Source organism: Rhizobium johnstonii 3841 (assembly GCF_000009265.1).
GTDB lineage: Bacteria > Pseudomonadota > Alphaproteobacteria > Rhizobiales > Rhizobiaceae > Rhizobium > Rhizobium acaciae.
Genome location: NC_008384.1, coordinates 327,693 through 343,020, shown reverse-complemented (window position 1 = coordinate 343,020; position 15,328 = coordinate 327,693). Strand labels below are relative to the sequence as shown.

Below are 15,328 nucleotides of genomic sequence, written 5' to 3'. Positions count from 1 at the left end.
TGCGGCTTCTGCTTTATGCGTCGGTGCCGTCGAACTCGGGATATTTGCGCATCAGATCCACCTCGCTGGTGCAGCTGTCGTCGCGCGCCGTCAGTTCGATCGAGATCGTGTCGGCAGGATCGAGACGGCCATCATTGCTACCATCGTGATGGCTGCCGCCATCGTGATAGACGGGAATGCGCGCGCCGCTCTGAGTGACCAGCACGGCATCCCGCTCGAAGCCCCTCTGCAGCAGCCAGTCACGCGGCGCCATCAGGCGGATGTCGACCTCGTAGGAACGTCCCTTCCCTTGCTTGAGGCCGACGGTATAGGTGACCGGCGATACCTGGCTGTTCACGTCGATCGCGCCGTTTCCATCGGCTTTGACGATGTGTTTTTCCATGTTCTCGGCTCCTTCTTCTGTGCAGGGCTTTGCCATCGGAAACCTGATAAAATCGGCTTTTGTTCCGAATCCGGGCCTTGCGGGCCACGATCGCGGCCGGAACTTTTGGGCAGCTGACCGGTTCAGTCCCTTTGCAAACCAGAGGAGGCCAAGATGCCGAGAGGTGACAAATCCGACTATACCGACAAGCAGAAGCGCAAGGCGGAGCACATCGAGGAGGGCTACGAGGATCGTGGCGTCTCCGAGAAGGAAGCCGAACGGCGTGCCTGGGCGACCGTCAACAAGGAAAGCGGCGGCGGCAACAAATCCGGTTCCGGCCGCGGCAAGAAGGATACGCATGAATCCTCCGAAAAGGGCGGCCGCATCGGCGGCGCGGCATCCGCCGCACGCTCGAAGGAGGAACGGTCCGCTTCGGCAAAGAAGGCCGCTGCGACGCGCAAGCGCAACGAACACCACAGCCACCATTAACAACTGATGCGGCAAGCGGAGGCTTTCCGCCAGCCGTATAGGGAGTTTGACCCATGGCCAAATCGAAGAAGAAATGGTCGCAGGACGTCACCGAACACAGCGATGCGATGGACCTGAAGGAAGGCGTGTTCAAATCGGACGATCCGAAGAAGATTGCCCGCTCCGTCAAGCACTCCGCCGAGAAGAGCGATCGCCGCAAGTCGAGCCCTTATCGCGCCGCCATGTCGATGCTGACCTTCTACATCAACCGCGCCGGCGACCAACTGACGAAAAAGCGGCGTGGAACCCTTGAAAAGGCCAAGGACGAACTGCGAAAAGACTTCGCTCGTCAACCGAAGGATTGAGCGCTCATGGCATACGAGCTTTATTATTGGGACGGCATTCAAGGCCGCGGCGAATTCGTGCGGTTGGCGCTGGAAGAAGCCGGCGCCGATTATATCGATGTTACCCGCCAGCCCGGGCGTGGCACCGGTGCCATGATCGACATCATGGAGAGCGAAAGCGAACCGCATATTCCTTTCGCACCACCCTTCTTGAAGGACGGCGACCTCATTATCCCGCATGTCGCCAACATCCTGTTTTATCTCGGTCCGAAGCTCGGCCTTGCGCCTAAGGATGAAGGCCTTCGCCATGTCGTCAACGGCCTGCAACTGACCGTCACCGATTTCGTCGCCGAAGTGCACGATACGCATCACCCGATCGACATGTCGCTCTACTACGAGGATCAGAAGCAAGAGGCAAAAGCCCGCTCGGCCGCTTTCATTCGTGACCGCATTCCAAAATTCCTCGGCTATTTCGAGCGGGTGCTGCGACGTAACCCGAAAGGCGCCAACCATATGGTCGGCGATGCGCTCACCTATGTCGACCTCTCGCTCTTCCAGGTGATCGAGGGCCTGAATTACGCATTTCCGAAAGCCATGACGAAGCGCAAGGCGGAATATCCCGGCCTCTTGGCTCTGCACGATGCGGTGGCGAAGCGACCGAAGATTGCCCGCTATCTCGCCTCCCCCCGCCGCCTCGCCTTCAACGAGGGAGGGATTTTCAGGCATTATCCTGAGCTCGACGGTGTGGGCTGAGTTAAGAGCAATTCCCGGCAAAGCGCGAAGCGGTTTTGCCGGGAATTGCGTAAAAGCAAAGGGATAGAGCCGTTCATTCGAGCGGCACCGCCGCATCGAAGAAATTTCTCCACGGGTCTTTCGGCTGGGTCTCCAATCGCCGCGGCACGTTGCCGAGCGTGAAAGCGGCTGGACCGCTCACCTCGTTCAAATCAGCCCAATCCAGCGGCATGGAAACCGGCGCGCCCGATCGTGCCCGCGTCGAATAGGCCGCGACCGCCGTATTGCCGCGGCCGTTGCGGAGATAATCGATGTAGATATGTCCACTGCGTTTTGCCTTCGTCGCCGTTGCCAGATATTTCTCCGGCGCGTCGGCCGACATGCTTTCGGCCAGCGAATGGGCGAAATCCTTCACCTCCGCCCAGCCGGCCTTCGGCGCGAGCGGCGTGACCACATGCAGCCCCTTGCCGCCCGACGTCTTGACGAAGGCGACCAGGCCATGGGCTTCCAGCCGCGCCTTCAATTCAAGCGCTGCTGAAATCACAGCGCTCCAGGCCACGTCCTCGCCGGGATCAAGGTCCATGGTGATCATGTCGGGTCTTTCCCAATCGTCGGTCGTAACGCCCCAGGGATGAATTTCGAGCACGGCTGACTGCACCAGCGCCACGAGGCCGTTGAAATCGGCGATGCGCAGCAGCTTTTCACCGTCCGCATCCTGCGGGTCGGCGATCTCCTCGATATGTGGGTTCATGCCCTTCCAGGCATGTTTCTGGAAAAACCGCTGGTGGCTTTTTATCCCGTCCGGCAGGCGCAGCAGTGCTAAGGGCCGATTGACGACATAAGGCGCCATGAACGGCCAGACCGCGGCGTAGTAATCCGCCAGCGCCTGCTTGGTCACGCCCTCGTCCGGCCAGTAGAGCCGGTCGGGATGCGTCAGCGATACATCAGATGCTGGCGGAAGTCTGGGGCTCATTCTTCGATCTCGCTTGTGAGGAAATCAAGTAGCCTGTTTTCCTCGGCCCGCAAGCCCCGTAGCGGCTCGTTCCCAGTCTCGACCAGCGGATGATCGTTGCCGGAGAGCGCGATGATCGCGGGATGAATATAGCTCGAGCGCGAGATCGCCGGTGTGTTGTGCAGCGCCTCGGCCGCGGCCTCCGACATCTGCTTCACCGTCGGCCGGCCGCCACCGAGGATCGTCTCGCGCGCCGCTCCGAAAGCCGCCAGCGATCCAGCCCAGGTGCGGAAGGTCTTCGCCGAAATCGGAATGCCCGATATCTCGGCCAGATAGGCGTTCAACCGGCCGGAATCGATTGGCTTCAGCGTCCCGCTTTCGTCCTTCCAGACGAAGAGCTGGCGGCCTGGCAGGTCGGCTATCTCCTCCAGGATCTTCTGCAGCCTGGGATGCTTGAGGCTGCGCTGGACGCGCTTGCCACCCTTCGCACGGAATTTCAGCTCGATCTGCCCGTCGACGATCTTCAGGTGGCGCTTGAGCAGCGTCGTTGCGCCATAGGTGCCGTTCTCCCTGACATAGGCCTGGTTGCCGACGCGTAAGTGCGCCTCGTCAAGCAGCGTCGTCAAAGCCGCAAGCACGCCGTTGACATCCTCCGCACCGGTGTCGAGATGGCGCAGCACGGTGCGGCGTATCTTCGGCAGCGCCCGGCCGAATTCGATCAGCTGATGGAATTTTCCCGCACTTCGGAAGGATTGCCATTCCTTGTGGTAGCGGTATTGCTTGCGCCCGCGCGCATCGAAGCCGGTCGCCTGCAGATGGCCGTTTTCGTAGAGGCAGATCCAGACATTCTCGTAGGCCGGTGGCAGGCCGAGCGCGCCGATGCGCGCCCGCTGCAACTCGTCGGCCAGCGTCGTGCCGTCGGGCATCACATAGCTGAAACCCTTGCCCTTCCTTCGTCTGCGGATGCCTGGTTCGGTATCGCTGACATAGACGAGACCAAGGTCGGTGATGGCTTCGGCATTCATGTTCTCTGCGACCCGTTACTTGCTCCTGCGGCCGAACTGGAACCAGCGGCGACGCTCGGCTTTTGTCGCGCCTTTCGGCGGCTCGGTTTGTCCCTTCGGCGCGAAGACCGCCACGCTCTGGGCATAGACGATGACCGGATTCTCCGGCTCGCGCACCTCGAAGGAAGCCGTCTCCGAGCCCGTGTCGAGAACCCTCGACCACTGTTTCAGCCCATTCACCACGGGCAGGTGAACTTCGCAGTCGCCACCTGCATTGAAGACGAGGAAGAGGTCGTCCATCTCCTCGGTGTCCGGTGCATGCACACTCCTCGAGACGTAGACGCCGAGTACCTGCAAACCGTCGTCGTTCCAGGCCCCCTCGTCCATGAAACCGCCGTCCGGTTTGTACCAGGCGATCTCTATGCGCCCGTCCTCGGCTGTCTCTCCGGTCAGGAACCGCTCCTGCCGCAAGACCGGATGGGCCTTTCGGAAGGCGACGGCCTGCCGGCAGAAATCGAGGAAGGGGTCGTCGAGCCCCGACCAATCCGTCCAGCCGATCTCGTTGTCCTGGCAATAAGCGTTGTTGTTGCCGCCCTGGCTGTTGCCCACCTCATCGCCTGCAAGGATCATCGGAACGCCCTGGGAGAGCATCAGCGTCGCCATCATGTTGCGGCGCCGCCGCGCCCGAAGGCTGTTGATGTCCTCGTTATCCGTCACGCCTTCGGCACCCATGTTGTCCGAATGGTTGTCCGAATGTCCGTCCCGGTTATCCTCGCCGTTCGCGTCATTATGCTTGTCGTCGAAGGAAACCGTGTCCATCAGCGTGAAGCCGTCATGGGCCGACAGCAGATTGATCGATGAGGTCGCGCCGCGATCCGAGTGGTTGAACTGTACCGCCGAGCCGGTGATGCGTTGCGAGATCTCCGAGACCATGCCGCCATCGCCCTTCCAAAAGCGACGCACGTCGTCACGAAACTTGTCGTTCCACTCACGGAAGGGATGCGGAAAGCCGCCAACCTGATAGCCGCCATCGCCCACGTCCCAGGGCTCGGCGATCAGCTTGACACCGGCAAGGATCGGATCCTGGCGGATGGCGCCGAAGAACAGGCCCTGCCGGTCGAATTCCATATCCTGGCGGCCGAGTGTGCTGGCAAGGTCGAAACGGAAGCCGTCGATATGCATGACGCCGACCCAATAGCGCAGGCTGTCGAGCACCATGCGCATCACCATGGGATTGGCGGCATTCAGCGTATTGCCGGTGCCCGTCGTATCGTAGGTGTGGCGCGGATCATCAGGGGAGAGGATGTAATAGCTGGCATTGTCGAGCCCGCGGAAGGACAGCGTCGGTCCTTTCTCGCTGCCCTCGGCTGTATGATTGTAGACCACGTCCATGATGACTTCGATGCCGGCGGCATGGAACTTCTTCACCATGGTCTTGATTTCGGTGATCTTGTCGCCGGACATGTAACGAGATTGAGGCGCGAAGAAGCCGAGTGTTTGATAGCCCCAATAATTGCGTAGGTTGTTTTCCAGGAGATAACGATCGTCGAGAAAATACTGGATCGGCAGCAGCTCGATCGCCGAGATGCCGAGCTTGACGAGATGGTCGATGATCGGATCGCTGCACATGCCGAGAAAGGTGCCGCGCAGCCGGTCGGGCACCTTCGGATGCGTCATCGTCAGTCCGCGCACATGCGCCTCGTAGATGATGGTGTCGGGCCAGGGACGGCGGATCGCCTCTTCACCCGCCCAATCGAAGTCCGGATCCTGCACCACGCCCTTGACCGTGAAGGGCGCGCTGTCACGTGCGTCGAAGGAAAGGTCGTCCTCACCGATCTGGTAGCCGAACAGCGCGTCGTCCCATTTAAGCTCGCCCGTCACCTGTTTGGCATAGGGGTCGAGCAGGAGCTTGTTCGGATTGAAGCGATGTCCGGCTTGCGGGTCATAGGGGCCGTGGGCGCGATAACCGTAGACGGTGCCCGGACCGACGCCGGCGATATAACCCGACCATATGTCGCCTTCGCGTTTCGGCAATGGCAGCCGGGCGATCTCATTCTTTCCGTCAGGCGAGAAGAGGCAGAGCTCCATCTGTTCCGCATGGGCGGAGAATACCGCGAAATGGGTGCCAGAACCCGTATACTCCGCTCCCAGCTCCGGCTTGAGGAAGTCGAGTTCCGAAAATGAAAAGCTCATGGTGCCCCGCTTGCTGAAAAGACCAAGCGGGAAACGTCACGGCGGTTCGAAAGTTCCCTTTTAAAAGGGAAAGCGAGGGATCCTGCTCGCCGATTGAAGCGTTTACGGCATAAGCTGGCCGCCATTGACCTCGATGATCTGGCCGGTGATGTAGCCCGACAGCGTCGGCGAGGCGAGGAAGAGATAGGCGCCGACGCAATCTTCCGACGTGCCGACAAAACCCATCGGGATCGACTTGCGCTGCAGCTCCATCTGCTCGTCATTGGTATAACGCTCGTGGAAGGGCGTGGCGATAACACCCGGCGCCACCGCGTTGACGCGGATCCGGTCGGCGACGAATTCCTTGGCGTGACCACGCGTGATCGTCGAGACGAAGCCCTTGGACGCCGCATACAGGATCGCACCATTGCCGCCGCCATTGCGCGCGGCGATCGAGGTGGTGTTGATGATAAAGCCACCCTGCTTCTTCAGCCAGGGATGCGCCGCACGCGTTGCCGCCAGCACCGAGCGGGCGTTGAGGTCCATGACCGCGGCATAATGCGCGTCGGTATATTCCGAGGTCGGCTTGCGCCCCAGCATGCCGCCGGCATTGTTGATGAGCCCGTCGAGATGACCGAAGGTCTTCGCCGTCTCCTCGACGACACGCTCGGTCTCGCCTTCCCTCGACACGTCGCCCTGGATCAGATGCACGGTGCCGCCGGCAGCCCGGATCTCCTCGGCAAGCTTCTCCGCCGGTTCGCGGCTGGCATTGTAATGCACGCCGACCTTCGCCCCCTGCGCAGCAAAGGCGCGGGCGAGCGCCGCGCCGATCCCGGTCGAGGCGCCGGTGATCAGCACGGCCTTGCCGGACAGGTCCTGTAGCTTGATGGATGCGAGCGATTGCGCAAGTTCGACCATGGCGACGATTGCCTCCCGAAAAACCAAGGACATAGGTGATGAAACGAATAGGAGAAGTCTTATCAGGGGAAATCGGCGAAGGGCAATGCACGAAAGGGAGAGATTCGCATGGTGCCTAGTCCGGACCAGCGGGATTGAGCTCCCGAGAGAGATCGACAAGTGTCGCGCCCCGGCCTGGCAATGTTTCCTTGCTGCTTTCGATATAAGGGCCGTAAGCATCGAGGAAAGACTGCACGGTATCATTGAAGAAGACTGCGGTGGTTTCCTTGGAGCAGAGCGACGCGCTCACGCAAAGACCAAGCCGGTTGAAGAAATAGACGACCTCCCTGACTTGCTCCTGGCGCGCAGGCTCCTGCGCGATCCGACGGTTGAAGGACTGCAGCAGGTTGTCCCTGGCGTGTCCGCTCGTCTCAGCCGTCCTCCTGTCGGCGGGCGGGACCGTCTCGATGAACGCCGTGTAGAACTTACGAAGTTCACCATAGGCTTGCCGATAGCCCTGCGTTTCCCAGGTCTCGATGAGAGTGAGCGTATATTTCGTGCGTTCGGTCTCCTGGCTCTCGCGGTACTCGAAGACTGCCCAAAAGATACCCCCCACCGCGCCGACGAAGGTCACAACGGTGACAATGCTGCTCAAAAGCGACCAGCCGTTATCCGAAACGTAGAAGAAAGAGAGCCCAGCCCGCCGCTTGGATGATGGCTGGCTCATGGCATGCAATTCTCGACCAGATCGAACCGCACCGACGGATCGATCGTGCCTTCGTGACCATCCAGCAGTCGTTTGAGGCAAACAAGGCTTGCCTCGTCGAAGATGTAGACCGAGCGTAGCTCGCGCTGGTTCCGTGCGGTGGATTCACTGCCGGGCGGTAATAGCCCGGGCATCCGATCAAGACCGCGGCGTTCGTGTCCGTCGTCCCCGGCGCAGGCGGAGAGGTCGACCTCCGCATTGCTCGTTTCCGCGCTCCGGGCGGTTGAAAGAAACTTTTCATAGTCCTGACGGAAGCATTTTGCCCTTACTCCATCCAGCTCGACGACCTCGTCACAGATGAGGCACGCGGCACCGGCGGCGGCAGGTGCGAGAAGCAGCATGGCAACGGTTAGGACCGCAACCGCTTTATACGCGTCGCGAAATCTAAAAGAGGGCATAGTCTCCCACCAGTCGGCTGTTGATGATCCAGGGTGTCTGCTTGCCGTCGCTCGCCGCGAAAACCAGCGTCTTGACGCCTCGATACAGTTCGGAGGCCTCTATGCGACCATTATGGTTGTGGTCATAACGATCGCGTTCCTTTCCAAGGACGGTAACGATCGCGTTGGTGAACAGGCCCCCGACCTCGCGCCGCCCGAGCGACTCCTGTCGCCCCTTCGCGGCGGCGAGAACGGTGAGATTGGATCTGAGGGCGGCGAGGCTGTTGGCGAGATCGTCGTTGGTGGTGAAAGACCCGGTCCCCGCGGCGCCAGAATGGCAGGCGTCAAGAAGAATGGTGATGCGCGCCTCGGTCCTTTCGAACAGCGCGGCCAGCCGATCGAAAGGCAAGGCTGTGTGTTCGAGATCCGTTGGATCGGTGGCCGACGTCGCGAAATAGAAACGCCCATTGCGGTCCTGCATGCCATGGCCGGCCAGAAACAGGACCGCGTGGTCCCCACGCGCCAGCCCGTCCAGCAGTCGCGCCGTCGCCTCCAGTATGGCCTCGGGTGTGGCACGCCTGTCCTTCGGCCCTACCTCGCCGCGGAACGGTGGCTCCTTGCCAAGCGGCTCGGTCAGCGTTTCGAGCACCGTGCCTGCATCGCGCAGAGGGTAATTGAGAGAACGGAGGCGCTCATCCTCGTAAGTGTTCACGCCGATGACGAGCGCGCGGGTGACCGCAAGGCGCGCAAGAGGCTCGCCAAGATCAGCCGATACCGGGAGGCTCGCCAGGCCCGCAGAATTGAATCCGATGACCGAGACCCAACGCGCGTCCTTAAGCCTCTCGAACGACACTGCGTCTCCGATGGTGGCGGCATCAACCGTTTCGGTCAGCACACCGTCCTGAAAAACGGACATATGCACCGTCTCGGCCGGATCGAAGTGCAATACGGCTCTTACGCGACCGCCGTTTTCCTCGAGCGCGATCTCGCCTGTCAACGACGGCGGCACGCCCACCTCGGCAACGGCCTGCGGCGTCTGCCCTCGATCAAGAACGGCGCGCGCCAGATCTGGGACCAGGCGCGCTGTGCCAAACCGGTCGAGACTATACTGTCCAACCCTACCGGGAAACTTCAGATCGATGAGGGCGGCGGCCTCGGCTGTCGCGTCGTAAAAGTAGTCCTTGGTCCAGACCGCGATCTCGTCGTCGGCAATGCGCCCGGACAGGAGTGACTGCCGATCGTCCAGAATGGCGTGAATGTAGAAGTTGCCGTCAGAATTAAGTTGTACCGCATGGCGACGGTCTTTCGTCAACCAGGCGTCGACGAGGAGATCGCCATTCGGAAGATTCTCGCCGATCCAGAGGAACTTCTGCGTTGCGCGGTCACGCACCGTAATGACGCCGTTGCCGGGCGCATAGGTCAGCAGCAGGTCGTCATTGGCTTTGATACGAAAAGCGTGCTGGTACCACAGACGATGGGCATTGTTTTCAAAGAAAAACGCGCCTTCCGCCTGAAGTGCCGCACTCGCCGCCGGCGCGGGGCGCGCGATATCCATGACGTAAAGGGCAGCATAGGGCCTGAGGCTTCCGAACGTCGCGCCCGCGACACACTCCGCACGCGCCACCCATACCGCCCCGCGAGACGTGCGGACCGTCGAGACCTCGACAACATCGCGAGGCGCTGACAGCGAGCCCGTGCCCCCCGTGCTTGAGGATTCTCCGAGCAGAAGATGTTCACAGTCGGAGATGGGACCCTCCTCCCCGACGGGCAGAGCCCAGTCGAATCGCCAGCCCGCACGCTCCGCCTCGCGGCGGAAGCGCCCCATCGCTTCTGCGGATCGTTTCAGCCGCTGATCACGATCAAGCGCGTGAAGGGCGTTTTTCTCACCCGCGGCGTAGGACGCGACGAGGCGTTCACCGTCGACCATTGGATCGAGCGCGACGCCGAGGCGCAAGAGTTGTTCGGGCAAGGCGGCGGCGAGAGGCGTGTCGTTGCCGGCTCTGGTGGAGCCTTGGTCGCCCGATGCCACGGTCGTATCGACCATCACGGCCTGAAGCTCGATTTTGCCCAGTGCGCGCGACAGGCTCTCCGTAAAATCGCGGGGGCGGCGGCTGTCGGCGTCCGCGACCTCCCAGTCTTCCCAGGTACTGGTCGTCCTGAAGCCGCCCGCAACATCGAATGCGCGAGCGACGCTGACAGGCGACACCATGCCAAGCGACCAGAACATATGAAAATGAAGGGGAATCGTCTCGCCCCCTGCGGAACTGTAAGCGCCGGAAGAATTCGCGATCGAGGCGTAGTCCGGGTTCTGGAGCGCACCAACGCGGTAGCCGGCGCCACCCCAGATGGCGTAGGCGGCATTCTCCAGATCGATCGCCACGCGCGTTTGACCGCGTTCCGCGGTGCAGCAAGACGGCCCGGTAATCTGTTCCCGTATGCGCAAATGATCGCCGAAGGTGGAGGAAAAATTCACCTCCGCCCAAGGCGCGAGTGTGGTGAAGACGACACTATCGCCAAGCGCCCAGCGAAGGTCGCCGGCATCCGCCGTCGCGGCCGTATGCCCATCGACCATGTCGACGATGTCGAGCCGGCCATTATGCTCGACGCCGATGAAGCGGTGGGTCGGCGAGATCTGCAGGTGTGTACCTGCCCGCTCGACGATTTCCGTCCCGCTTGCCGCATCCAGCAGAAGAAAGCGGGTATCGTTGAGGAGGATGCGGCGGGAGAATTTAGGGATATCGATGCTATGTGTGAACGCCGCGCGGCCCTCGGCGGTGTTGAGGACGATCTCGGCGGGCGCCGGTGCGATGTCGAGCCGCTCTGACTCTTCCTTCAGAACGATCTCCTCCTCGCAGGCGCGCAGATAGCCCACCAATGAGACGGATAGGTTCAAGGGCCCGGCTTGCAGCGGAATGGTTGAAACTGAACCACCGGCCCCGGCGCCACGCGTCGCCAGAGCGACCATGGCGCGTGTCTGGCCGAGACCGGTTTTGATCGCGAACGGATTGGGCGCGGCAGGACCCAACGCCACATGCCCCTTGCCTTTAAAACGGACGGGCTGTTCTGCTTTGACCATGAACCAAACCGGTATGCGATCTTCGAGCGTGTTGCCCGACCACTCGATCGCAAAGCTGTTTCCGGCGCGGAGCGGTCCCTCATGCGGCAGTTTCCATTGGAATTTTTCGGCCAGACGCCGGAGCGTCTCCTTCTCCTCGTCGCATGACCCGCCGAGCCTGCGAGCAGCTTGTTTCACGCGGGCCTGGAAGCCGTCCAGCGTCTCGCCCTCGTGCCACCCCACCGCTCCATCCACGATCGGTCCCGGTCCGCGGGTGGGTGGAGGCGCTAAACCCGCTTTCCGGCCATCGAAAACGCCGCTCTTTGCGGCTGAGTAGGGTTTGGGCGAGCCCTTTGCGGACTTCAGGAAACATGCCCCGCCGCTCGGGTTGAACGTATAGGCCCGGCACATGTCGGTTTCCGAGCAGATCGCGATACATTCGCCTTCCGTCAGGCCACGCAGAAGCGGATCGGCCAGCCCATGTCGAATATCATTGCCGCCAAGATCCGTATTCGGCTGCGAGGTCCAGGTTCCTTCGGACACGGTGGCCTCGGCCAGTTCGTCGGCAAGACGGGAGAACTGGCCAGGGAATGGATCCTCGCCGCTACGGAGCCTGGCGAGGAGGGTAGCACATGCCTTTCCGACCCGGTCGTACTCGGGGCCGAATTGCGCGAGACCGAAGGATATCGACCATGTCCCCAACTTGAGGTTCAGCGACCGCCCGGAGGAAAGGCGGGCGATGAGCGCTGCATCGCGACCGGCATCGAGGACCGGTCTCTTGCGGATGCCATCGAGAGGAAGCATTGCCTCAGGGCCCCGATCCACCGTCAGTCCTGCGCTCGAGACCGACGGCGTCGCGTAGCCTGCCACCTCTTCGAAATCAAGGACCACACCGGCTTCGGCATCGCAGGCAAGACGAAGGCAGACTTTGCTGTAGCCGGTGGAGGCGCAGACTTTGCTGCCGATCCCCGTGTCGTCCGGCTGCCACGGTGGCAAGGCCGCATCGCCGACAACCGGGCCTGTCCGATGGGAGAGCTCCTCCTCCATGTTGATGGCATGTGCCTCGCGGATCGATGCCGGCGCCTCCCAGCTCCGATCCGCCGCCCAGGCCGCCATCGCAGCCATGGTCGCTTGGTCTGTCTGCCCATTCACCGGCCCCGAATAGTAGCCGAGCCGTGAGAGGGCCGTTTGAACGCGACGAACAGTCCCATCTTCTGGACCAGAGCCTGGACGATCCTGTTCTGCAACCTGTCCCTGCGCGCGTTCAGCTTCCAGAGAATTGAGATGCGCGACACGGAGGGTTGTTGGAGCCTCCCATCCCCGATCGCGTGCCCACGCTACCACCGAACTCCACGTCTCGGCCCCGGCATCTCCGTCGATCGGACCATGATAGTAACCGAGCGCTTCCAGGGCACGCTGCAGGCGTTGCACTTGCGATCTTGTCAGCTGTGACCGGAGAGTCGGTATCGGTTTAGACGGTCGGCTGCCAGCATCTGGCGGCGCGGAATCACGCGTGACGCCGTCGGTCAAGCTCCTGATGATGTCGAGTGGAGACTGCGCCAGAGCCGGCTGCGACAGCAACATGATACATGCCAGAGCAATCCCTATTACCCTCATTGCTGCAGCATGGCCCCCAGCCAAAAGTTAATAAAGAGTATACTGCCGAAGAACTGAGGGTTCCTCAAGTGAATATTTAAGGACTGGTGCGTCTTACCCGTTACCACCCTAGCAGAGCGCGTCGCCGCAGCGTCCACTACTACACCAATACGAGATCGGTTTTCGCCAGCATCAAGTTATTCCTTGCCTTGCAACGCTTTGTTCTTTCAACATCCAGAATGGCACACAAACCAGCGGATGCGAATGATTGCGGTTCGGCTGGTCCTCGTCCATTTGTTACGGCGGAGGCAAACGTGCCGCCTGCGGTGTTCGCGATTTGGCGGCAAATGCGACGATGCGAAAACTTTGAGTGGGCGTCGTCACCAACGTCCACTCTCGATACCGCCCGCAAGGATTGGCAAGGCGCGCCTGTTACGGCGCCATACCAAAGGCCGGCTGCGGCTTTTGGCGGGCGAGAGGCGGGAATGCCAGCGCTATCGCCGCGGCCGCCAGCCCGACCATTGCCGAGCCGATGAACAGCCAGGAATAGTTGGCGAAGGTGTCGAATATCCAGCCGCCGATCAGAGGGCCGAACGCCATGCCGAGGCTGGAGAGCATCGTTGCCGCCCCGAAGACGGTGCCGATGATGCGCGGCCCGAAATATTCCCGCGCCAGCACGGCATAAAGCGGCATCACGCCGCCATAGGCACTGCCGAAGACGATGGCGAGCGCGTAGAATTCGCCGAGCTGGCTGACGATGAGATAGGTCGCAAGGGCCGCCGCCTGCACCAGAAGGCCGGCGACCAGCACCGGCTTCACCCCGATCCTGTCGGCAAGGCTGCCATAGAGCAGCCGGCCGCCCAATCCCGCCAGCCCCTCGACGCTGTAGATGCTGACGGCCGCCATCGGTGCGACGCCGCAGATCGTCGCATAGTTGACCATATGGAAGATCGGCCCGGAATGCGCTGCGCAGCAGGCAAAGAAGGTCAGGCCAAGCACGATGAATTGCGGCGATCGAAATACTTTCGACAGTTGCGGCCGGGCGCCGCCGGCCGCGAACGCAGTTCCGGTGTCAGGGGTCTCAGCCGGCGGGCGCCTGACCAGCAGCGCGACCGGCACCAGCAGCACCCAGGCGGCAACGCCGATGATCAGCATGGCCGGCCGCCATTCATAGGCCGAGATCAGCCAACGCGCGAAAGGTGAGATGGTCATCGGCGCGACGCCCATGCCGGCGGAGACCAGCGACACCGCAAGGCCGCGGTTTTCGTCGAACCAGGCGGTCGTCGCCGCGATCATCGGCGCGAAAAATGTGCTTGCCGCCAATCCGACGAGGATGCCGTAGGTCAATTGGAACTGCAGCAGCGTCTCGGCGCGGCTCGCTAGGACCAGCGCCAGGCCGAGCAGCACCGACCCGATCATCACGACGATGCGCGGGCCGAAGCGGTCGCTTGCCGCCCCCCAGAAGAAGCCGCCGAAACCCATGACGATGAAATTCAGCGTCATGGCGCTCGCTATGCCGACATGCGACCAGCCGGTCGCCGTTGCGATCGGCTCCTGGAAAATCGCCAGAGAGAACATCGCGCCGAGCGCAACGCATGTCATCAATGCGCCCGCAGCGACGATGACCCAACGATAGGAAACACCCATGGCTTCATAACCTCCATGCCGACAGAGTGATCGCGACGCATGCGGCAAGCCTACCGCATTTCGCGCCCGCGATCTCAAGACGTTTGGGCCGCGGCGGATTCGACAGCGCACTCACATCTTTTTTTAGTGTCGAACCGGCAATGGCCCTATCGGGGCTCTGTTGATCATGCAGGGTTCGCCGCTGGTGATGGCCGCCTCCAGCGGCTTTGCGAAATTATTCGATGGGTTCGGGATCAGACCGGTGATGTTCGAGGATCACGGTCGGGTACAAGAATCGGGCGCGATCTATTTTCCGCGTGCGCTCGAGAAATCTCCGGTCCGCGATTTCCTGCGTTTGGTGCGTGGTTCGATGCCGTTGCTGGAGTTGCCTGAATTCTCGCTCACTGAAAGTGCGTAATTGTTTTCATCGGCCGTGCAGATCGCCCGGTCGCGCTGGGTGCCTCCATCGTCGTTGCACGCGGATGCTCGTCCTTGTCGACGACAACGGGAGCGCCCTTGCGCCGCGGGATGGTCACCGACGTGATCTCCTTCGCCAGCCGTCCGCTCGCCTGCGCGACAGCGGCCTTCGCCTGGCTTCGCACGGCGAAGGCATACTGATCCTCGCGGCTGACTGATAGTCCTCGGCGACGTTCTCGCCGGTCTCCGGCATCGAATCGACGCCTGCGAGAATATTTTCTTGGCGCGATGACGGCGGACTGTTCCGCTGCCGACACGCTCGAGCGGCCCAACTCGTCATCGAGGGCAGCAACGGCTGACTGCACATATCGGCGCTGGTCGGCCACGAACGGCTCTTCGGTGTGTGAAAACGACATTCTACTTACTCTCAGCCGGGTGGGCTTAACAAGCAGCGGTTCATGTCAAAACGAGGCTGACGCATCAGAATATTGATTTCAGACATCAATAAGCACATCATAGGAGTCAATATCAGAGTTTGCGCAAGATAAGCGATGTTTCAAT

13 protein-coding genes and 1 pseudogene are annotated in these 15,328 nt (G+C 61.5%); 4 read left to right on the top strand and 10 right to left on the bottom strand.

The annotated features are described in order from the left end of the window. Positions 1 to 13: 13 nt before the first annotated feature. Positions 14 to 382 carry a hypothetical protein gene (locus RL_RS31335; RefSeq protein ID WP_041936903.1) on the bottom strand — a complete coding sequence of 123 codons (369 nt, stop codon included), beginning with the start codon at positions 380 to 382 and terminating at the stop codon, positions 14 to 16. A 153-nt stretch (positions 383 to 535) separates the two neighbouring features. On the opposite strand from RL_RS31335, the gene RL_RS31330 reads away from it, so the two are divergent. Genes RL_RS31330 through RL_RS31320 form a run of 3 tightly spaced genes read left to right on the top strand, consistent with a single transcriptional unit; the run spans position 536 to position 1,926 of the window. Then, positions 536 to 850: a hypothetical protein gene (locus RL_RS31330; RefSeq protein WP_011655053.1), complete on the top strand. Its 315-nt coding sequence runs from the start codon at positions 536 to 538 to the stop codon at positions 848 to 850. A gap of 53 nt (positions 851 to 903) precedes the next feature. After that, on the top strand, positions 904 to 1,194 hold the full coding sequence (locus RL_RS31325) for a DUF3175 domain-containing protein (RefSeq protein WP_011655052.1): 291 nt from the start codon (positions 904 to 906) through the stop codon (positions 1,192 to 1,194). Between the two features lie 6 nt (positions 1,195 to 1,200). After that, positions 1,201 to 1,926: a glutathione S-transferase gene (locus RL_RS31320; protein WP_011655051.1), complete on the top strand. Its 726-nt coding sequence runs from the start codon at positions 1,201 to 1,203 to the stop codon at positions 1,924 to 1,926. A 73-nt stretch (positions 1,927 to 1,999) separates the two neighbouring features. Here the strand turns inward: RL_RS31320 and ligD are convergent, their stop codons facing one another. The 8 genes from ligD to RL_RS31275 all read right to left on the bottom strand — a co-directional run bounded on the left by ligD (position 2,000) and on the right by RL_RS31275 (position 14,371). Further along, positions 2,000 to 2,878 carry a non-homologous end-joining DNA ligase gene (ligD, locus tag RL_RS31315; RefSeq protein WP_041936902.1) on the bottom strand — a complete coding sequence of 293 codons (879 nt, stop codon included), beginning with the start codon at positions 2,876 to 2,878 and terminating at the stop codon, positions 2,000 to 2,002. After that, positions 2,875 to 3,882 (bottom strand): DNA topoisomerase IB, encoded by a 1,008-nt coding sequence (locus tag RL_RS31310; RefSeq protein ID WP_011655050.1) that lies wholly within the window; start codon positions 3,880 to 3,882, stop codon positions 2,875 to 2,877. Before RL_RS31310 ends, ligD begins: the two co-directional genes overlap by 4 nt. Before the next feature lie 15 nt (positions 3,883 to 3,897). Next, complete coding sequence (gene glgX, locus RL_RS31305; protein ID WP_011655049.1) at positions 3,898 to 6,054, bottom strand: glycogen debranching protein GlgX; 2,157 nt, start codon at positions 6,052 to 6,054, stop codon at positions 3,898 to 3,900. 102 nt (positions 6,055 to 6,156) lie between these two features. Next, positions 6,157 to 6,951: an SDR family NAD(P)-dependent oxidoreductase gene (locus RL_RS31300; protein ID WP_041936968.1), complete on the bottom strand. Its 795-nt coding sequence runs from the start codon at positions 6,949 to 6,951 to the stop codon at positions 6,157 to 6,159. A 115-nt stretch (positions 6,952 to 7,066) separates the two neighbouring features. After that, complete coding sequence (locus RL_RS31295) at positions 7,067 to 7,657, bottom strand: DUF4760 domain-containing protein (RefSeq protein ID WP_011655047.1); 591 nt, start codon at positions 7,655 to 7,657, stop codon at positions 7,067 to 7,069. Beyond that, complete coding sequence (locus tag RL_RS31290) at positions 7,654 to 8,037, bottom strand: hypothetical protein (protein WP_233939080.1); 384 nt, start codon at positions 8,035 to 8,037, stop codon at positions 7,654 to 7,656. The genes RL_RS31295 and RL_RS31290 overlap by 4 nt, the downstream gene beginning before the upstream one ends. Before the next feature lie 43 nt (positions 8,038 to 8,080). Next, positions 8,081 to 12,712 carry a caspase family protein gene (locus tag RL_RS31285; protein ID WP_244432412.1) on the bottom strand — a complete coding sequence of 1,544 codons (4,632 nt, stop codon included), beginning with the start codon at positions 12,710 to 12,712 and terminating at the stop codon, positions 8,081 to 8,083. Positions 12,713 to 13,156: 444 nt separating this feature from the next. Beyond that, the gene (locus RL_RS31275; protein ID WP_011655044.1) at positions 13,157 to 14,371 is read right to left on the bottom strand and encodes an MFS transporter; all 1,215 of its coding nucleotides are present in this window, start codon (positions 14,369 to 14,371) and stop codon (positions 13,157 to 13,159) included. Positions 14,372 to 14,531: 160 nt separating this feature from the next. Here RL_RS31275 and RL_RS31270 point away from each other — a divergent pair, with 160 nt between their 5' ends. Then, on the top strand, positions 14,532 to 14,768 hold the full coding sequence (locus tag RL_RS31270) for a hypothetical protein (RefSeq protein ID WP_017992143.1): 237 nt from the start codon (positions 14,532 to 14,534) through the stop codon (positions 14,766 to 14,768). 40 nt (positions 14,769 to 14,808) lie between these two features. Here the strand turns inward: RL_RS31270 and RL_RS39520 are convergent. After that, positions 14,809 to 15,032: pseudogene (locus tag RL_RS39520) on the bottom strand (3-oxoadipyl-CoA thiolase); the annotation flags it as partial. Positions 15,033 to 15,328 lie beyond the last annotated feature (296 nt).